The following is a 20,388-nucleotide window of genomic DNA, read 5'->3' as shown; positions in this document are numbered from 1 at the left end:
TCAGGAACTTACATAAATATATTTTATGATATAATAACAATCTACTTTAAAAATATAAGCTGTATCTATGAAGGTAGTTACTATTGTATTAGAAGTTTAGCGGTGAGAGACAAACAAAGAGTTATACCGTATAGAAGATTATATTTAATAAGGTTAATATTTCGCCGAAGAATAAAACCTGAGAATTTTAAGGAATGAAAGTATAGCGATGAGGAAGAAAGAAGTGAAATGATTGTGAAAGTAATGAAAAGGTTAGGGGCATGGCTATTCATTGCATGTGTGCTTATTATATTGATACCAAAAAGTGCATCTGCTCATGCGTACATTGTGAAATCAAACCCTGCTGAAAATGAAACGTTGAAGAAAGCACCAGCTGTTGTGCAAATTGAATTCGATGAGGACATACAAGTCTCAAGTTTTAATACATTGTATGTGAGAGATACATCAGGTAAAAGGGTCGATTTAAAAGATGCTAATATTGATAAAAAAAATAAAAAGCTATTAGAAGCTGGATTAAAAGAGAATCTCAAAAACGGTCTCTACTCTATTCAGTGGAAAGTGATTTCAGCTGATGGCCATCCAATTCAAGGAGTTATTCCATTCCGTATTGGATTAGCAGAAGCGGGAGTAGACGATGTAAAGGTAGAAGAGATGGGGTATGTCCCGCAAATTGATATGATTATGGAACGTGGAATTTTATATACAAGTTTCTCACTATTTATAGGAGTGCTCTTCTTTAATCTTATTATGTATAAGGGTAATGCAACCTCGGTACGATCAAGGAGTAAGAACATAATATGGATCTCCTTATTTGGGATATTGATTAGTTTGTTATTCAATCTACCACTACAAGCGAAAATAAATGCGGATGTTTCATGGCTAGAAGCATTCAATCCTTTACTATTAAAAGAAACATTACAGCTTTCTGTCTTTGGTTATATATGGATTACTCAAATGACTCTTATTAGTTCGCTTATAATCGTTACGTATTTTGCGATGAGGCGTGAGAAGCTGTCGTCGTTTCAAGTATGGAGCGTTCCAATAGTATTGTTTATTGGGCTACTTGTTATGAAAGCATTTAATAGTCATGCATATGGTTTAAAGTTTAAAGACATTGCTGTCGTTATGGATTTTTTACATTTATTAGCAGCTTCATTATGGATTGGTGGTCTATCGTCCATTATTCTTCTTTTACGTAAAGAGGATGACAAGTGGAGTATGTATTGGGATATGATTAAGCGTTTTTCACCGTGGGCAACAGGTGCGGTCATTGTGATTTTAATAACAGGTCTTTTTAACAGTACATTCTTTATTCCAACAATCCACTCGTTATTTGATACGAAGTATGGATTAGCTTTATTAGCAAAGATACTTTTATTCATTTTCATGGGGATATTGGGAATTATTCATTATGTGAAAGGGAGAATGAGAGCGGAGCAAGGATTAGGTGCTACGGTGAAAGTAGAGTTTATCATTGGAATTATCATTTTCGTAATCGTAGCTTTTATGACAAACGTACAAACACCACCGATGCCTCCTACTGGACCTTTTACAGAGAGTAAACAATTAGATAATGGATATGAACTTACGTTACATGTAAGTCCTAATAGAGTAGGACAAAATATATTCCATATTACTTTAAAGGATGAGAATGGACAACCTGTTACTGATATGGAACAAATTATATTAACTACGCAATCGTTAGATATGAATATGGGAAAAGGATCATTTAAAGTTTCGGGAGTTTCACCGGGAGAATATGAAGCAGAAGGTATGTATATTAACATGACAGGCAACTGGAATATACAAGTACATGGATTAACAAAGTCTCTTGATAGCTTTGATACGGATTATAAATTTATTGTAGGTGGCAGATAAAGAGACGTTATAGATGAAAAGGAGCTAATAGAAAATGAAACGCATAAAAAAATTAGGAACAACAATGATCGCAACAGTAATTGCAATGGGAATTTTTTCGTTACCTGTTAGTGCGCACGTTACTGTAAAGCCAGCAACTTCTGACATTGGTTCTTGGGAGACTTACACGATAAAAGTACCAGTTGAAAAGAATGTAGCAACAACAAAAGTTACACTGAAAATACCGCCTGGTGTGGAATTCCAACAGTATGAACCAGTGCCAGGATGGAAAGTGGAAGAACAAAAAGATAATGATGGAAAAGTTAAAACTGTAGTATGGGAAGCAACAGGAGAAGGGATTTTACCCGGTCAGTTTCAGCGGTTTACTTTCGTCGCTAAAAATCCGGATAAAGAACAAAAAATAGCTTGGGATGCATATCAACAATATAAAGATGGAGAAATTGTTGAATGGACAGGCGATGAAAAAGCTGAAAAACCACATTCACTTACTACAATTGCAAAAGGTACGTCACTAACAGGAGAACATGGTGAAGTATCTAATGTAGAAAAGAATGAAGGTACTAGTAAAATACAAGTAATAGCGATAGTCTTATCTATTTTAGCGATTGTATCGTCGGTAGGTGCGTGTGTTTTTGTAGTACGTCGTAAAAAGTAAGATATAAGAAAGAGCCTACAAACAGTAGGCTCTTTTTCATATTTATTTCACTTCAACCTGCTGCCTTACAGCAAGCGTTTTCGGCTTTATATTTACGAAGCAAATACTCACTACAATAAATAATAGTCCGATGAATAAGCTAATCGTAATGGCCTCATGTAAGAAAATTGAACTTACAATAATAGCGATTAGTGGAATAAGAAATGTATAAGCCCCAACTTTACTTGCTTCACCAGCTCCAACGAGTGTAAAGTAAGCAAGCCACCCCATTGCAATAACAAAGAATGAAATAAAGAGTAGTACACTAACAAATGGCATACTCCAAGCAATACTAGACCAACTTTCAAATTCTGAGCCAAATCCGACTAAACAAAGACCGCCGATAAGCAGCTGAATTGTTACCATCCAAATGGCGTTCACACGGTGACCAGTTTTTTTAATAAATACTGTTCCAAGTGCCCAGCCAATCGCACATCCTAATGCAAGAAGAATTCCAATGACAGAAATATGTCCAGTTAAACTACTAGAGCTAATCACTCCTACACCAATAAATCCAAGTACAAGCCCGAAAATTTTCAAACCGTACATTGATTCTTCAAGCCAAATCCACGAGAAAATACCAAGTAAAACAGGTTGTAAAAATACGATAGCGGAAAATAGACCAGCAGGCATATATTGAAGACCTACAGTTTGTAACCCGTAAAATATAATGATGTTAAGTAAAGAAGAAATAACGTATAAATGCCAAGTTTCTTTTAAGTGTAACTCTTTGTATTTCGGTAATGCGAACAGGAGTAAAATGAATCCTCCAATTAAAGTTCGAATGCCTGCAAATAAAACGGGTGGTGTATAATGCAAGGCAAACTTAGATAAAGGCCAATTGATTCCCCACATGAAAACGAGAAAGGTAAGGATTATGGCCGTCTTAGTTCGAGAAAGCTGTGTCACTGTAAGACCTCCTTGTTGTTATTCATTTCACTATGATATGATATCGACTGTAATAAATAAAATGAATCTTTTTTATGAGGAGTATAAGTGATTAGTTATGACTATTACACAACTACAAGTATTAATAAAAACTGTTGAGTTAGGTAGTTTTACGAAGGCTGCTCGGGTGTTAAATATGACGCAACCAGCTGTAAGTCATGCGATTTCAAGTATAGAATCAGAGTTAGGAGTTACGATTCTTATACGGGATAAACGAAAAGGGTTACTCGTTACGGATGTAGGAAACAGAATTCTTGTACATATTAGAGAGGTTTTGAGCAGTGTAGAGAAGATTGAACAAGAAGTTGCAATGGAGAAAGGGCACGAAGTTGGGACGATTCGAATTGGGAGCTTTCCGAGTGCTTCTGCACATTTCTTACCAAAAATGATAAACCATTTTAAGGAGAAGTATCCGAACTTAGAAGTCGTTCTTTGTGAAGGAACGATTAAGGAAGTTGAAGATTGGTTAGTATCGAGGGTTGTTGATATAGGAATTGTTATTTTGCCTAATAAAGAGATGGAGATTGTTCCATTAACGAAGGGGAAAATGGTTGTTATTTTAAGAGAGGATCATCCTCTTTGTAAGAAGGAAGCTATTACAATTCGTGATTTGGAGAATGAACCGATTATATTATGTAAGGGCGGATACGAACCACCCATCATTGATATGTTTAAACAAGCCAACGTACCACTTCGGGCTGAGTATGTAATTTCTACCGTTACTACCGCTTTAAATATGATTCAAGAAGGGCTAGGTATTGCAATATTAGCTGAATTATCTTTAACGAATTTACCAAAAAATGTGCAAACGAGAGAATTAGAACCACAAGTATGGAGAGAAATTGCTTTAGCTGTTCCTTCATTAAAGGATTCTTCAATCGCTGTGCAGCTATTTATTGAAGAATTTCAAGGGCTATTTGCAGAATAAAAAGAGGTGTCTCATATATCGTAATGGGACACTTTTTAATTTGCTTATAAAAAATCTATGAAAAGGATTGACTTATCTTTTAGTTGTAACTATAATGATTACATCAAGGTGGTGATCACGATGAAAATTAGTAGCCGCTTTTCCATAGCTGTTCATATTTTATCTATTTTGAAAAACAATCCATCTTCACTTTGTACTTCAGACTATATGGCTGAGAGTGTCAATACAAATCCAGTAGTTATTCGTAAAATGATGTCGTATTTGAAACAAGCTGGCTTTGTTTACGTCAATCGTGGACCGGGTGGCGCGGGATTACTAAAGGATTTACATGAAATCACATTGTTAGATGTGTATCATGCAGTGAACGTAGTTGAAGAAGATAAGCTATTTCATATTCACGAGAAACCGAATCCAGATTGTCCAATTGGAGCAAATATTCAAGCTGTATTAGAAGTCATTTTGATTCAAGCGCAATCCGCGCTGGAAGAAGTTTTGAGAAATATTACGATGGGTCAATTGTTTGAATCGTTGCAAGAAAAAATGCATGCTTAAATCATATTTATATTTTTTTATCATCAATGTAACTAATGTGATTACAACCAAAGGGAAGGTGTAAAAGTTATGACTGTAAAAATGAAAGTATACTCAGATTTTATATGTCCGTTTTGTTTTTTAGCAAAAGGTCCATTAGATGAGGTAGCGAAAGAGAAAGATGTAGAGATTGAATGGATGCCATTTGAGCTGCGTCCAAGTCCATATTCAAAAATAGATCCATGGAATGAACCAGAAAAATTAGGTTCATGGGATGCTTTCATTCTTCCGACAGCGAAGAAGTTAGGAATTGAAATGCGCTTGCCACGTGTTTCACCACATCCATATACACATTTAGCTTTTGAAGGATGTCAATTTGCGAAAGAACGTGGACTAGGTAATGAGTATCATCACCGCGTATTCACAGCATTTTTCCAAGAAGAGCAAAACATTGAAGATATTGATGTGTTAACAAAATTAGCGGTAGAAGTAGGTCTTCCTGAAGCCGAATTTAAAGATGCTTTAGTAACTCGTAAATATAAAGAAAAGCATCAAGAAGCAATTCAGCACGCATATGAGGAAGCGAATATTATGGCTGTTCCAACTGTCATGATTGGAGATGAAGTCATTCAAGGGCTTGCTAGTAAAGAAACACTAGAAAGGGTTATTGATAAAGAAATTGAAAAGGATAAAACAAATTCATTTGAAGGTATGCAATGTAATACCGATGGATATTGCTAATTCGCTTGTTATGAAATAACAAAATAGATCATAAAACAAACATTTGGAGGAATTAAAATGTCAGCAACTACAACAAACTTAAAAGAAGCAATCGTGAACCGCCGTTCGATTCGTAAAGTAACAAAAAACGATGCAATTACGAAAGAAAGAATTGAAGAAGTGTTAAAAACAGCTTTACACGCACCAACATCTTTCAATATGCAAAGTGGTCGTATGGTTGTATTAATGGATGGAGAGCATGAAAAGTTTTGGGATATTGTAAAAGAAACATTAAGAGCCCGCGTACCAGCAGAAAACTTTGAAGCGACTGTAGAAAGACTAAAAGGTTTTCATGCAGGTGTAGGGACTGTACTATTCTTTGAAGATCAAGCAACTGTAGAAAAAATGCAAGAAAACGCACCATTATATAAAGATCAGTTCCCATTCTGGTCTCATCAAGGAAATGCAATGTTACAACATACTGTGTGGATGTTATTATCTGCTGAAGGAATTGGGGCGTCATTACAACATTACAACCCAATCGTAGATGCTGAAGTGAAAGAAACTTGGAACATTCCAGCTGAGTGGAGCTTAGTAGGTCAAATGCCATTTGGTGAACCAAACGAACAACCAGCAGAAAGAACGTTCTTGCCTACTGAAGATGTAGTGAAATTTTATTAAGAAATACAATATGTAACGAGAAGGAAGCTGTGCTTAAAAACAGCTTCCTTTTTTGTAGTGGTGTTAATTTATGCGCATTTAGGGAAGAAATATAAGAAATAATCCGTTGAGAAGGGAATTAGGAAAATGAATGATGAGAAAAAATATACAGTGGTAGGTACTGATGTTGAGGAAGTAAAGCGTTTAAATAAAAATTCAGGGTTAACGTATAATCAAGTGAAAGAAATGTTAGCAAAGCAAATGCAAAAAAAGAAGTAATTAGATTGAAATCTTTCATTTTTTCATTTAGCATTTTGATTGGAGAGAGTTAAGTAAAAGGTAACTCTCTTTTTCGTATAAAGAAGCACCTTATAGAGTGGAGGAAGCAACATGAAGAAATGGGTAAAGGTAACGCTGTCTATCGCTGGAGGCATTGTTTTATTAGCGTGTGCTGGCGGATATTACGTATATAAAAATTATTTTCCAAAGGAACCTGAGCGTATCGTATATGATAAAGATAGAGTGTTAAAACCGATACATAACCAGTTAAAAGGAATTAACATAGAAAATGTAAAGATAAAAGAAAAAGAAGTCGTAAATGCGACTATAGATGAGCTTCAAAAAATGATTGATGATGGAAAGTTGTCATATGAAGAATTAACGAGTATTTATCTTTTTAGAATACAAGAACATGATCAAAATGGAATAACATTAAATGCTGTTACAGAGATAAACCCTAATGCGATGGAGGAAGCAAGAAAGTTAGATCAAGAGCGAGGTAGAAATAAAAAATCGAATTTATATGGTATTCCTGTCATTGTAAAAGATAATGTACAGACGGAAAAAGTGATGCCGACTAGTGCAGGAACGTATGTGTTAAAAGATTGGATTGCAGATGAGGATGCGACGATTGTGAAAAAGTTGAAAGAAGAAGGTGCTTTTGTTTTAGGAAAAGCGAATATGTCTGAGTGGGCAAATTATTTATCCTTTACAATGCCTAGCGGATATAGCGGGAAAAAAGGACAAAATTTGAATCCGTATGGTCCGATTACGTTTGATACATCAGGATCAAGCTCTGGATCTGCTACAGTAGTTGCAGCAAATTTTGCACCGCTTGCAGTCGGAACAGAAACGACAGGATCGATTGTAGCACCTGCAGCGCAACAATCAGTAGTTGGGTTACGTCCATCACTAGGTATGGTGAGTAGATCAGGCATTATTCCATTAGCTGAAACACTTGATACAGCAGGACCGATGGCAAGAACGGTAAAGGATGCTGCAACGTTATTTAACATAATGGTAAGTTATGATGAAAAAGATGCAATGACAGAAAAAATGAAAGATAAAGAAAGAATGGATTATACGAAAGACTTATCAATAGACGGTTTGAAAGGGAAAAAAGTAGGAGTACTATTTTCAATAGATCGACAAGATGACAATAGAAAAGAAGTAGCACAAAAGATAAGAAAAGACCTTCAAGATGCAGGTGCAATATTGACTGATGATATTCAGTTAAACGCTGAGGGTGTAGATAATCTACAAACATTAGAATATGAATTCAAACATAATGTTAACGATTTTCTTTCAAAGCAAAAAAATGTACCGGTAAAATCGTTAGAAGAGATTATAGCGTTTAATAAAAAGGATAGCAATAGACGAATAAAATATGGACAAACATTAATTGAGGCGTCTGAAAAATCTGCTATAACGAAAGATGAGTTTGAAAAAGTAGTGCAAACGAGTCAAGAAAATGCAAGAAAAGAGCTAGATAGATATTTAGTAGAAAAAGGTTTGGATGCTCTAGTTATGATTAATAACGAGGAAGTTCTTCTATCAGCTATAGCTGGCTATCCAGAATTAGCGGTGCCAGCAGGATATGATAACAATGGAGAGCCAGTAGGTGCAGTGTTTGTCGGGAAGCAATTCGGTGAGAAGGAACTGTTCAATATTGGATATGCGTATGAGCAGCAGTCTAGAAATAGAAAATCACCTAAATTGTAAAAGGTTAAACGAAAAAAAGAGCTCAACTGAAGTAAGTAGGTGGGCTAATATAAATAGAATCTAACAATATAAAAAGAAAAAAAGGATTCTTCCTAATTAGTAAGAAAGATTGTCTATAGAAGTTCATAAAATGTAATATATTCAATTTCCATCCATTGAAGGGGGAGGTTAAATCTTAATGAATGAAGTGAAAAATTTTTTTCGAAGTAGAGGGTTTCAACGGTTTCTCGTTTTAATAATAGTAGCGCTTGTATTATATGGATTAAAAAGTATGATCAATTTAATATTAATTACGTTTATACTGACATTTTTAATGGATCGATTTCAACGTTTTATTTCAAAGAAATTGAAAGTGAATCGGAAAATTGTTATTGCCTGTTTGTATATCATATTAGTTTCCTTTATTGGCACGACATTGTATAAATATTTACCTGTGTTAACGATACAAATTTCGCAATTGATTTATCAATTTAAATTGTTTTTTCAAAACCCGCCTGATAATGAAATCATTAAATATGCACTTTCGACAATTAACGGAATGGAAGTATCAAAGTATATAGAACAAGGTGTAGATGTCATCTATCAATCGATAGCAAATATAGGGAAGGTAAGTTTACAAATATTATTGTCTCTCATATTAAGCTTATTTTTCTTATTAGAAAAAGAGCGTATTATTACATTTACTTCTAAATTTAAAGAGAGTAAGCTAAAGATTTTTTATGAGGAGATTGCATATTTTGGCGAAAGGTTCGCAAGATCATTCGGTAAAGTAATTGAAGCGCAGTTTTTAATTGCGGTTGTAAATTGTATTCTTACTGTTATTGCATTAATTGTTTTAGGATTTCCGCAGCTTCTCGTATTAGCTGTTATGATTTTCTTACTTGGATTAATTCCTGTTGCCGGGGTAATTATTTCCTTGTTTCCACTTTGTATTATTGCATATAATGTAGGCGGAGTTATGTACGTGGTATACATACTTATTTTCATTACAGTAATCCATGCTCTTGAAAGTTATTTTTTAAATCCGAAGTTTATGTCTGCGAAAACAAATTTACCAATCTTTTATACATTTATGATTCTCATCTTTTCTGAACATTTCCTTGGAATATGGGGGCTTATTATCGGGATACCAATCTTTATCTTTTTATTAGATGTACTTGATGTAAATAATGAGGAATCGATTAAAAAATAGAAAAATAAAGTAAAAAGCAATCCAATTTATTTTGGATTGCTTTTTACTTTATATATTAAAGAACTGGAGCCATTGTTTCTTTCAACACTTGAACAGAGTGATCGAATTTTAATTCTTCGTCTTCACTTAATTCTACTTCTAAAATTTCACGAACACCGCTGCGATTTAAAACAGCAGGTACACCGATATACACATCTTTTTGACCATATTGACCTTCTAAGTAAGCCGATACAGTTAATACACTATTTTCATCATTTAAAATCGCTTTAGTAACACGTAGAAGTGACATACCAATACCATAATAAGTTGCACCTTTTCGCTCAATAATATGGTAAGCTGCATCACGAACGTTTATGAAAATTTTGTCTAAATCTTCTTGATTATACGTGTTGTCTTTTTCAAGCAGTGTTTGTAGTTTTTGAATACCTACTGATACGTGGCTCCAAACTGGAAGTTCAGTATCGCCATGTTCGCCGATAATATAAGCGTGAATGTTGTGTGGACCAATATTGAAGTACTCACCTAACATATAGCGGAAACGAGCAGAATCAAGTGTTGTACCAGAACCAATTACGCGCTCTTTCGGTAAACCAGATTCTTTCCAAGTTACGTAAGTTAAAATATCGACAGGGTTAGTTGCGATTAAGAAGATACCATCGAAGCCGCTATCCATAATACTACGAACAATTTGTTTAAAGATTTTTGCGTTTTTCTCAACTAAATCTAAACGTGTTTCGCCTGGTTTTTGTGGTAATCCAGCCGTAATGACTACAAGATCAGCATCTTTACAATCTTCATAGCTACCTTTCCATACTCTAGTTGGAGCTGGCGCGAATGGAACAGCATGACTTAAATCCATTGCTTCCCCTTCAGCTTTTGCTTCGTTTACATCAACTAAAACAAATTCTTCAGCCACAGCTTGATTAATCATGCAGTAAGCATAACTACATCCAACCGCTCCTGTTCCTACTAATACAACACGGTTAATCCCTTTTTTCATTTCAAAATTCCTCGCAATTTCATTAATTTTATTATGTAAGATAATACGTCTTACTTCTATAGAGTCATATCTAGTTTATTACATTTTATAAAAGATATTCAAGTAATTGAAAATGTATCCGTGCAATTCTTTGCATGAAACATAGGAAGTAAGTTAATCGAATATAATGCAATAAAATCCTTTATTGAAGGGGAAAAGGGCATGATGCAGCCATTAACGATGGAAAGAATGCTTCATATTATTAATGTGGGGCTCGTTAAAACGAAGAATCCAAAGCATATTATTATTGCTGGTGCAGGGATTTCAGGATTAGTTGCAGCATCATTATTGAAAGAAGCAGGTCATAATATAACCATTTTAGAAGCGAATAACCGAATAGGCGGAAGAATATATACGATGCGTGAACCGTTTAGCAGAGGTTTATATTTTAATACAGGGCCGATGCGAATTCCTGAAACACACGAGTTAACTTTAGCATACATTCGTAAATTTAAATTACCGTTAAATCTTTTTATAAATAAAACCGCTTCAGATATTATTTATACGAATAATATTAAAACGAGATTGAGCATCTTCGAAAAAAATCCAAGTATACTTGGATATCCAATTTTGGAGAGCGAAAAAGGTAAAACAGCAGAAGAATTAATGTTGGCAGTATTAGAACCCATACTAAATTTTATAAAAAAAGATCCTAATAAAAACTGGATTATCGTTGAAAAAAAGTATAAAGCATATTCGCTCGGCACATTTTTAACTGAATATTATTCAGACGGTGCAATAGACATGATCGGGGTACTTCTTGATATGGAAGCTTATATGGGAATGTCTTTAATTGAAGTATTACGGGAAATGATTTTTTTTACTTCAACGACGAAATATTATGAGATAACAGGCGGAATGGATGCATTACCAAATTCATTTTTACCAGAGTTAAAAGATAATATTTTTATGCTGTATAAAGTAGAAAAAATTATACAGGAAGATAATAAGGTAATGATGCAAGTAACAAATGAACGAACATTACATTCGTTTATGGTAAAAGGTGATATTGCTATTGTCACAATTCCATTTTCAGCGTTACGATTTGTAGAAGTTCAGCCATACCATTTATTCTCTTATTTTAAAAGACGAGCAATTCGTGAATTGAATTATATTGCTGCAACGAAAATTGCGATAGAGTTTAAAAGTAGATTTTGGGAGAAAGCGGGACAGTGTGGTGGTAAATCTATTACAGATTTACCTATACGTTTTACATACTATCCGAGCTATGGCATTCATACTCCAGGAACAGCTATCGTTATAGCAAGTTATACGTGGGCAGATGAGGCATTAACATGGGATAGTCTCTCGCAAAGAGATCGTATTCGTTACGCATTAAAAAATTTAGCGGAAATATACGGTGACATCGTCTATAGTGAGTTTGTCACTGGAACCTCTTTTAGCTGGAGTCAAAATCCGTATTCTTGCGGCGCATTTACAGCGTTCGAACCGGGCCAAGAGCTCGAGTTATTTCCGTATATTACACCACCATCTGGGAAAGTACATTTTGCAGGAGAGCATACGACATTAACACATGGATGGATGCAAGGAGCAATAGAGTCTGGAATTAGAGTTGCGTATGAAGTAAACGAACAGTGAAGATATATTTACAAATCACGACTCTTTTAATAAAATAATAAATATAAATCGTAATTATTACGCTTTGAATACGTTTGAAATAAAGAAATGGATGGTCGATCAAATGAATAAAGTAGAAATTCATATATTAGGTGGCTTTTTAGGTAGTGGAAAATCAACGCTATTACAAAATTTATTGTTAGCGGAGAAAAAGAAGAATAGAAAAGTTGCAGTATTGATGAATGAAATTGGTGAATACTCGGTAGATACCGATATTATTGGAAAAGAGAATGTTTTAAGGGAACTTCTGAAAGGATGTATTTGTTGTACGTTAAAAGAAGAGCTTGAAATACAGTTGCATTCGTTATATCAGCAAGAAAGACCAGATGTCATTTATATAGAAACGACAGGTGTTGCGCATCCAATTGAAGTGTTAGATGCATGTGTATCACCAATTTTAGCACCTTTCTTAGAAGTGAAATCCATTGTAGTCGTTTTAGATGCAGTAAGATGGTTAAATCGAAGTGTATTAAGTGCAAACGTTCAGCAATTATTGCATGAACAACTGAAGTTTGGTAGCCACATTTTAATTAATAAATCAGATTTACTAACAGATGCGGATAAGAACAAAGTAATAGAAGAAGTGAAAGTGATAAATAATCATGCGAAATTGTTTGAAACAAAATATTGCAATATATCTTTAGAAGACATAGAAGAAGCTGAATTTACGAATGACGCGGAACATGAGACGCTACATGTAAAACAGCATTTACATATACAAACGATGACATATCAATTTACGAAATCGATTGATCAAGATAAATTATACGAATGGCTTTCAAATTTACCAGATAGTATTTATCGTGTGAAAGGTTTTGTGAAATTTCATGGAGATAAATACCCGCACTTATTCCAATATTCGTTCGGGGTACCGACTTTACTGGAACAAGACTTCGGTTTCCCGACGAACTTGGTAGTGATAGGGGAAGGGCTAGATAAGAAGCGATTGGCTGAAGGGTTAGAGGAAGTGGAAAATAATTAAGTGTTTTTTACATAGGCTGCAATAATTGACTTAAGAACTTAAGTTAATGTAGTGTAGTGCTATCCTAAAGGAAATTAAAAAATTCCTCTTGGTAGATAGCACTATTTTTATACCGTAAACAGTTATTTTTAACTTTTAAAACACTTACAGAAAATTAGTTTTTTAAGTCTTTATGGATAACGTCAAGAATTGAAAAATATACGGGTAGTGTAATCCCTTCTTATAATGGTGTTAAGAAAGGATTTTTCATGAAGTAATCATCAAGTAAATTCGGTATACAAATGTATACCGAATTTACTTGATGATTTGAGGTATATGTAAGTTGAATTAAGTTTATAATTCCTTTTTTAGGTCAAATTCAATAATAAGTTCGTTTATTATAAAGTCTAAACATTGAGCTTGGCCTAAAAGACTCTCTCTTATACAAGAGAATTCATTTTGTGTCATTTGACTTGAGATTATCTCTTTACGGGAAATAAGGCGTTTAGTATGATCGATTATTTTGCCTCTTCTAAATGTTTCTGCCATCTATACCACTCCGTTTATTGCATACGTTTGTATACAAAATCAAGGTTGAAAAATAAGGTTTTTAAGGAACCTTTTGTAAGAAAAATTCCCTGAAACTATTTTAAATATGCAAAAAAAGAAAAAGTAAAATAGAAAATATTTTCCTTCGAAGACATATATTCAAAAGAAAAAGCACAATATAAAGAGGTTATTCTTATGCTACACTTGGTAAGACCCACGTTTTATGTAAGAAGATATTTAGCTTTTAAAATTGATGATATGTTGAACTGACTGCTCATACAACAAAGCTTAAAACTAATGCACACATAATTAGAATACTATTCATTTCAGGTGAAGTATCCAAATTAATAAGTGCAATGATAGAAACAAGTAATATGGTCTATTGTCTGTGAATAATAAAGTTGTTTAAAACGTAATAAAGTCCTATATAAAACAAAATAGTTGTTAAAAAAGTGGTGTGAAATTGGGGTTTTATACCACTTTTTATTTTTTCTTTGTATAATATAAATAATAGAATCCTCTATACAAAGCAGAAAGAGCTATTTACCAAAATGATTATCGAAAAAGTTAAGGACAAACAATAGTTATAAATCATCATTAAAGGGAGCTTAATTTCAATGTATATTTCAAATATCAATATAACTAATTATAAAAACTTCCGTACCAACTCTATAGATTTTAATAATGGTATAAACGTTATTTTAGGACATAATAATGCTGGTAAATCAAATTTATTACGAGCATTAGCATTAATTTTTAATTCTAATAGTAAAAAGCATTTATCAATTGATGATTTTAATAAAAACATACCAATAGAAGAATTAAAAGAATATCCACCTAGTATTAAAATAACTGCTACATTAAAGCAAGACGACTGTGAAGACTTAATGAGTGATGACTTAGTGACTGTAAGTAACTGGCTAACTAGGTTAGAAGAACCTTATGAAGCTAAACTGCAATATGAATTTTATCTCCCAACTAAGTTTCATGAAAAGTATCAGAGCGTAATAAATGAAGCGGAAAATATATTTGAAGTATGGCAAGTTATTCAAGATGAATTTCTGAGACTGTATACATATAAAATTTGGGGTGGAGAATCTACTAATCAAATAACTGCTGATAGTGAATCATTACAAAAATTTGATTTTCAATTTTTAGATGCAATAAGAGATGTTGAACGAGATATGTTCAGCGGGAAGAATACGCTGTTAAAAAATGTTTTAGATTTCTTCATGGACTATAACATAAAATCTGATAAAACTTTAGAAAAGGAACAAAAAGAAGCGGAAATTAAAATCAAAAAGAAAAAATTCGGAGAATCCGCAGGAGATTTAATTTCACTATTGAATGAGCGGATGACAGAAGGGAAAAAACATATTTTATCATATGCACAAGATATAGGTGCTTCATATGATAAATCTACTCCAAATTTCGATGGAAGTATAACAGATATTGAACTTTATTCTGCTTTAAAATTAATAGTTGAATATAAGACAGGTATTAAGATGCCTATTATTAATAATGGACTTGGATACAATAATTTAATATTTATGTCGTTATTACTTGCAAAAATGCAGGTTGATGCAAGTGAAGACTATTTAGGTAGTAATGCTAAGGTATATCCAATGTTAGTTATTGAAGAACCTGAAGCACACTTACATCCTACAATGCAAAGACAATTATTAAATTTTCTTAAAAAAAATTTAAAGAACAAAAAAGTGAGACAAATTTTCGTTACTACACATTCCACTCATATAGCCGGTGCTGTGAATTTGGATGAATTAATTTGTATATATAAAAATCAAAGTGAAACTTTAATTGGTTATCCAGGAAAAACTTTCGGTGACAATAAAAAGAGTAAAAAATACGTTCAAAGATTTTTAGATGCTACTAAATCCAATATGCTATTCGCCGAAAAAATTATTTTCGTAGAGGGATTGGCAGAACAGTTACTCATGTATATATTCGCTGAATATTTGAATGTTTCTCTAGAAGATAATCATATAGCAGTAATAAATGCGGATGGAAAATATTTTGATCACTTTTTACATTTATTTAATATTTCAAATCCAAATGCTATTAGAAGAAAAATAGCTTGTATAACAGATAGAGATCCAGAGTGGAAAAATTTAAACCCTAGCGATAAGTCTAAAAAAATATCATTTAAAAAGTGTTATCCACTTGAAATGTATATAGAGGAAACTGGGTATGAGTATAAACGAAATGAAGAGAAAAATGGTTATCCTGATAATATTAGATTCTTTATGCAGGATGAAAACTATGGTAAAACATTGGAGTACGACTTGGTTCGTTTTAACCCAAAATTTAAGGGATTGGTTACAGAGTCTACTACCAATAGAACAGAGATTTTTAAGTTAATGGATCAATATAGTGAGGGTAAATCATTAGATACAATGCTTGGGAGTTTGAATACTTCAGAAGAAAACGAACGGATTAGAAAAGCATTAGCAGATGAAAGATTAAAATGGAAAGACGAAGATAAGAAAAAAGCATTAATTGCTTCAAGATATTTAAATTCAGTGGGAAAAGGAGAAAATGCATTAGAATTAGCTTATGAACTAGAGGAAAACTTATTGAAAAAAAATATAGCTGGAGAAGAAGAAAGCACTAAATTTAAAGAGTTTATCGTACCAGATTATATCAAAGAAGCTATAGAATGGATGTGTGAAGAATGATTCTTATTTCTTCTGAAGATACAATAGATATTGAGCAACATTTCAAAGTTACTGCGGGGCCTGGCGCCGGTAAAACGCACTGGCTAATTAATCATATTAAAAACACATTAAAAAATTCTAAGAGATTAGAGAAAACTCGAAAAATAGCATGCATAACATATACAAACATAGCTGTAGAAACTATTTTAAACAGACTAGGAACTCAATCCGTCAGTCAAGTAGAAGTTTCAACTATTCATAGCTTCTTATATAGTCATGTTGTTAAACCATATCTTACTCATATAGCAGAACTATTTGACATAGAAATTCAAAAAATAAAGGGTCATGATACGATCGAACCTAAACATAATAAAGTTCAATTTTGGTTAGAAAATCATTCTATGAATGATAAGTTAAGGCACCCATATACAATAAATCAATTGATAAAATTACCAGAAAATAAAGAAGCACTATTCGATTGGTTATCGAGTGTTAAATATAGTTTTAATAGTGAACTAAAATTAAATTTAAGAGGTAAGGATAGTAAGGCTAAGCAGTTACGTAAGATAGTAAAAATTTTAGAAACAGATTTATTTAGTTATAAAAAAATATATTGGAAGGACGGTAAAATCGATCATGATGATGTGCTGTATTTTAGTTATGAATTGATTACACGGTACCCCTTTATTTTAAGTGTGTTACGTGCTAAGTTCCCTTATTTTTTTATAGATGAATTTCAAGATACTAATCCGATTCAAGCTAAGATAGTATCCTTATTAGCAGAAGAAGAAACTATTGTAGGGGTAATTGGAGATCCTGCACAATCAATATATTCATTTCAAGGTGCTAGTATAGAAGAGTACCTTAAATTCAAAATTGAAAATCAAAGTGAATATACTATTACAGAAAATAGACGAAGTTCAAATCAAATAATAGATTTATTAAATGAAATTAGAACAGATATTGATCAAACTACAATTAGAAATGTAGACCATGATAGACCTATCTTATTTGTAGGGAATAGCATGGAGGCATATAATGAAATTCAAGAAAAATACGGTAATGGCATGTTCATTCAAACCTTAGCTAGAGATAATCCAACCGCAAATGCAATGAAATTTGCGGTAGACAATAGTAAGCTAAATACTAAACTATTAGATGAATTAGCTTTAAAGGATAATACCAAGCGCTTTAATATTATAAAAAATTCAATGGAAGCTCTAGAGTTTGCTAAACATAGTGATTATAAAAATGCTATAAAAATAATGAGTGCTAATTTTATTCGTTATTCTGAAAAAGAGCAATTCAAAAAATCCGTCTTAGTCTTACAAAAATTAATACAAAGACAAGGGACACTTTTGGAAGAGCCTTTAATGGAATTCTATCAATTAATTAGAGAAGACATAGAGATGCCTGGTTTTAGAAAAGGTGCTAGCCAAGATTTTTATAATACATATTCTTATAAAGAGGTAGCACTATGTATAACCTATAAAGAAGATATTAGTCAGCATCGGACTATTCATAAATCTAAAGGGGATGAGTTTCAAAATGTCTTATTGATAGTAGATACGATAGAGTTTCTTACTAACCCAAACTTAGCTGAAGATGAAGAACAACGAATTTATTATGTAGGTATAAGTAGAGCTATGGATAGACTATTTATAGTGACGCCCGAATTATCAAAAGTGAATCGAGCAATAATAGAGTCTAAATTCAATTTTCAAATAATAGATTTAGAAAAAGAACCGCAATTAATTTAAGGTTAAATATAATTGGAATCTTAGATAGTATAAAGGAAGCTATGTTTAATTATTCGCTTTGTGAAGAAATGTACTTAAACTAATGGGTGCGTTAGTTGAATTAGAATTAAATAACTTTATTATCTCTTTATACTTATATGACGAGTTTAAATAAAAAAAGCCTCTCAATTTATCATAAAAAAGTAATATTATATGCTCAGTTAAAAGAATAGAAAATGGGGGTTAATGAATGAGCTATACAGATTATCGACTATTAGATTCACTAGGGGAAGGAGGAAATGGTTGGGTTTACCTTATGCGGGATAATTCTAATAACGAATTTGCAGTTAAAGTTTCAAAAATTAACGATGAACAAGTTAAAAAATCAAAGGGAGATTATACAAGGTTAAAATTAGAAAGATTTAAAACAGAAGCTACTAAAGTACATGAGTTATACAAAAATGGCCAGCAAGGTATAATTCCAGTCGAAACTTATGAATTACCATGTGAAAAAACTGGTAAGTATTTTTTCGTTATGCCTAAAGCAATTCCTTTAGAAGAAAAGGTAAAGGACTGTAATAAGATTTATGAACTAATAGGGGTCACCATACATGCCCATCAACTTAAGAACGAAAACAAAATGAACTTTCGTTCAAACAAACTAAAAAACACGTAATGTACTTTTGGTATTGAAAAGTACACACACCAAATAAACTCTAACGAGTTTCATTTTAAAAATTATGCAGCTTTCTTTTGTTTTCCAAACCCATTATACTCATAGACAACACCCATAATATCAAAGATAGTTTTCTTCTCATATCGATGAGATTTCCGTCCATTCTTCTGTAGGAGGTCGAACAAACGGATTAAAATCTTTGTTAGATTTTGGGTGTTTCTCTGTATCGCTTGATATAACAGCGATACATGATCTTGAATCATCCCAATGGCTTTATATTCACTTAATTCTCTTTTGTTCTTTTGCAAAAGAAGTTTACGCATCTTAAACATCGTAGAAGAACAGATAAAGATGGCAATAAGTCTTCCATACACATGACATTCTAATCGCTCTTTTTTGATAGTTTGCCAATGATGAATTTGAAATAAGGATTTCCACGTTTTAAAAATAATTTCTATTTGCCAGCGAAGGGAGTAAAAGTCATGTATTTGTTCCATCGGAACAACTCCTTCAGGCGTATTTGAGACATATATGTTGATACCCGTTAATCGTTTACTCTTTTCTGAAAATGTAATACCCTTTTTACTTTCAGTGTAACTTTGTTTTTTTCTACGTTCCTGTATCTGTTTGTCTGTTAAACGATAGATAATTACACGTGTGAATAGTTTTTGATTCTTTCCAATGTAAGCTTCTTTTATTTCGTATGTTTGACCGGGTTTTAAATTGTTCATAATATGTTCTAAATCAACTTGGATATACTGTGATTGCTTTTTTACGGTTCCGTTTCGAAAGTATTCTGGAAACGGATTTTTTACATACACGGTATGGTTTAATTTTAATCTGGATATATAATAAGCACCTCGTTGATCCATTTGATCTAAGTCTTCTAATGAAAAATAACCTAAATCACGGATACATAAATCGCTTGGACGTAATGTGTCTAAGCATTCTGTTCCAAAGGTCTTATCATTATTTTTTCCTGGACCTATCTGAAAGTTTAGAAACTGTCCGCTATGTAAGTCATATTCTAATTGAATCTTGATACCCGCTGTTTGTGCACAACCACCTGATCCAGGATATACATGGGCTAAATGTTTTGGTACTTGGAAAATCGTCGCATCTAAAATACGAATTCGTTGAAAATACGTGAGCGCCGCGCTTGAAATGGCCGATGTTTCACAGATTTTACTTTTCCATAATGCCGAAAAAATATATTTCAAAAATTCAACCGCTTTTTTATCAAAGCGTTTATTGAGTCCTTCTGGACTCATAAGAGTGCCTGTAGCCGCATGTAATTGACTGCATAGTCGAACAAGCGAGTCACTCGCTGTACGTTGACTTACCCAAATACATATGGTAGCTAATTCATTTCCAGAAAACTTTCGTTTTCTTTTTACAAAACCTAATTCTTTTGCGAGTTCTTCCAAAAGAGAAGGGGTTAAATGACGATACAGTTCTTCAGAAAATAGTTGTAATTCATCTTGAATCGAAAGATTCATAAAAAATGTCACCCTTTCTAGCTAGCTTTTTAGAAAGAATAACGTTTTTTGTCACTTGGG

General features: G+C 32.9%; 18 protein-coding genes. 14 read left to right on the top strand and 4 right to left on the bottom strand.

Annotated features, from left to right (window positions below; all coding sequences use genetic code 11):
- The first annotated feature begins 228 nt into the window (after positions 1–228).
- Both LMD38_RS17090 and LMD38_RS17085 read left to right on the top strand, forming a co-directional pair.
- Positions 229–1,878 carry a copper resistance CopC/CopD family protein gene (locus LMD38_RS17090; RefSeq protein WP_227585641.1) on the top strand — a complete coding sequence of 550 codons (1,650 nt, stop codon included), beginning with the start codon at positions 229–231 and terminating at the stop codon, positions 1,876–1,878.
- 34 nt (positions 1,879–1,912) lie between these two features.
- Positions 1,913–2,533 (top strand): YcnI family copper-binding membrane protein, encoded by a 621-nt coding sequence (locus LMD38_RS17085; RefSeq protein WP_061182695.1) that lies wholly within the window; start codon positions 1,913–1,915, stop codon positions 2,531–2,533.
- A 42-nt stretch (positions 2,534–2,575) separates the two neighbouring features.
- Here the strand turns inward: LMD38_RS17085 and LMD38_RS17080 are convergent, their stop codons facing one another.
- A complete protein-coding gene (locus tag LMD38_RS17080; protein WP_000192788.1) occupies positions 2,576–3,481 on the bottom strand; it encodes a DMT family transporter in 906 nt (301 codons plus the stop codon).
- A 97-nt stretch (positions 3,482–3,578) separates the two neighbouring features.
- Between LMD38_RS17080 and LMD38_RS17075 the strand changes: the two genes are divergently transcribed.
- The 7 genes from LMD38_RS17075 (at position 3,579) to LMD38_RS17050 (ending at position 9,552) form a co-directional block, all read left to right on the top strand.
- A complete protein-coding gene (locus LMD38_RS17075; RefSeq protein ID WP_062822525.1) occupies positions 3,579–4,448 on the top strand; it encodes a LysR family transcriptional regulator in 870 nt (289 codons plus the stop codon).
- Between the two features lie 120 nt (positions 4,449–4,568).
- On the top strand, positions 4,569–5,000 hold the full coding sequence (locus tag LMD38_RS17070) for an Rrf2 family transcriptional regulator (protein ID WP_061182697.1): 432 nt from the start codon (positions 4,569–4,571) through the stop codon (positions 4,998–5,000).
- Between the two features lie 69 nt (positions 5,001–5,069).
- On the top strand, positions 5,070–5,720 hold the full coding sequence (locus LMD38_RS17065) for a DsbA family oxidoreductase (RefSeq protein WP_000216684.1): 651 nt from the start codon (positions 5,070–5,072) through the stop codon (positions 5,718–5,720).
- A gap of 57 nt (positions 5,721–5,777) precedes the next feature.
- Positions 5,778–6,380, top strand: a complete 603-nt coding sequence (locus tag LMD38_RS17060) for a nitroreductase family protein (RefSeq protein WP_001277021.1) — start codon at positions 5,778–5,780, stop codon at positions 6,378–6,380.
- 126 nt (positions 6,381–6,506) lie between these two features.
- Positions 6,507–6,638, top strand: a complete 132-nt coding sequence (locus LMD38_RS28645; RefSeq protein ID WP_000997344.1) for a hypothetical protein — start codon at positions 6,507–6,509, stop codon at positions 6,636–6,638.
- A 111-nt stretch (positions 6,639–6,749) separates the two neighbouring features.
- Complete coding sequence (locus LMD38_RS17055; RefSeq protein ID WP_062822524.1) at positions 6,750–8,360, top strand: amidase family protein; 1,611 nt, start codon at positions 6,750–6,752, stop codon at positions 8,358–8,360.
- A gap of 178 nt (positions 8,361–8,538) precedes the next feature.
- Positions 8,539–9,552: an AI-2E family transporter gene (locus LMD38_RS17050; protein WP_062822523.1), complete on the top strand. Its 1,014-nt coding sequence runs from the start codon at positions 8,539–8,541 to the stop codon at positions 9,550–9,552.
- 55 nt (positions 9,553–9,607) lie between these two features.
- On the opposite strand, the gene LMD38_RS17045 is transcribed toward LMD38_RS17050, so the two are convergent.
- The gene (locus LMD38_RS17045) at positions 9,608–10,552 is read right to left on the bottom strand and encodes an L-lactate dehydrogenase (protein ID WP_061182701.1); all 945 of its coding nucleotides are present in this window, start codon (positions 10,550–10,552) and stop codon (positions 9,608–9,610) included.
- A 201-nt stretch (positions 10,553–10,753) separates the two neighbouring features.
- Between LMD38_RS17045 and LMD38_RS17040 the strand changes: the two genes are divergently transcribed.
- Together LMD38_RS17040 and LMD38_RS17035 are read left to right on the top strand one after the other, a co-directional pair.
- Positions 10,754–12,190 (top strand): flavin monoamine oxidase family protein, encoded by a 1,437-nt coding sequence (locus tag LMD38_RS17040; RefSeq protein ID WP_062822522.1) that lies wholly within the window; start codon positions 10,754–10,756, stop codon positions 12,188–12,190.
- A gap of 103 nt (positions 12,191–12,293) precedes the next feature.
- Positions 12,294–13,211 carry a CobW family GTP-binding protein gene (locus LMD38_RS17035; RefSeq protein WP_062822521.1) on the top strand — a complete coding sequence of 306 codons (918 nt, stop codon included), beginning with the start codon at positions 12,294–12,296 and terminating at the stop codon, positions 13,209–13,211.
- Positions 13,212–13,544: 333 nt separating this feature from the next.
- On the opposite strand, the gene LMD38_RS17030 is transcribed toward LMD38_RS17035, so the two are convergent.
- Complete coding sequence (locus LMD38_RS17030; protein WP_000852178.1) at positions 13,545–13,739, bottom strand: hypothetical protein; 195 nt, start codon at positions 13,737–13,739, stop codon at positions 13,545–13,547.
- Between the two features lie 617 nt (positions 13,740–14,356).
- Between LMD38_RS17030 and LMD38_RS17025 the strand changes: the two genes are divergently transcribed.
- The 3 genes from LMD38_RS17025 (at position 14,357) to LMD38_RS17015 (ending at position 18,829) form a co-directional block, all read left to right on the top strand.
- Entirely contained in the window at positions 14,357–16,435 is a 2,079-nt protein-coding gene (locus LMD38_RS17025) for an ATP-dependent nuclease (RefSeq protein ID WP_228919817.1), read from the top strand.
- Positions 16,432–18,174 carry a UvrD-helicase domain-containing protein gene (locus LMD38_RS17020; protein WP_061182359.1) on the top strand — a complete coding sequence of 581 codons (1,743 nt, stop codon included), beginning with the start codon at positions 16,432–16,434 and terminating at the stop codon, positions 18,172–18,174. The genes LMD38_RS17025 and LMD38_RS17020 overlap by 4 nt, the downstream gene beginning before the upstream one ends.
- 229 nt (positions 18,175–18,403) lie before the next feature.
- Positions 18,404–18,829, top strand: coding sequence for a hypothetical protein (locus tag LMD38_RS17015; protein WP_061182358.1), 426 nt, complete (start codon positions 18,404–18,406; stop codon positions 18,827–18,829).
- 62 nt (positions 18,830–18,891) lie between these two features.
- On the opposite strand, the gene LMD38_RS17010 is transcribed toward LMD38_RS17015, so the two are convergent.
- On the bottom strand, positions 18,892–20,328 hold the full coding sequence (locus tag LMD38_RS17010) for an IS4 family transposase (RefSeq protein ID WP_001053964.1): 1,437 nt from the start codon (positions 20,326–20,328) through the stop codon (positions 18,892–18,894).
- Positions 20,329–20,388: the final 60 nt, after the last annotated feature.

It is taken from the genome of Bacillus pacificus (assembly GCF_020861345.1).
GTDB lineage: Bacteria > Bacillota > Bacilli > Bacillales > Bacillaceae_G > Bacillus_A > Bacillus_A pacificus.
This window is presented reverse-complemented; position numbering and strand designations above follow the sequence as displayed.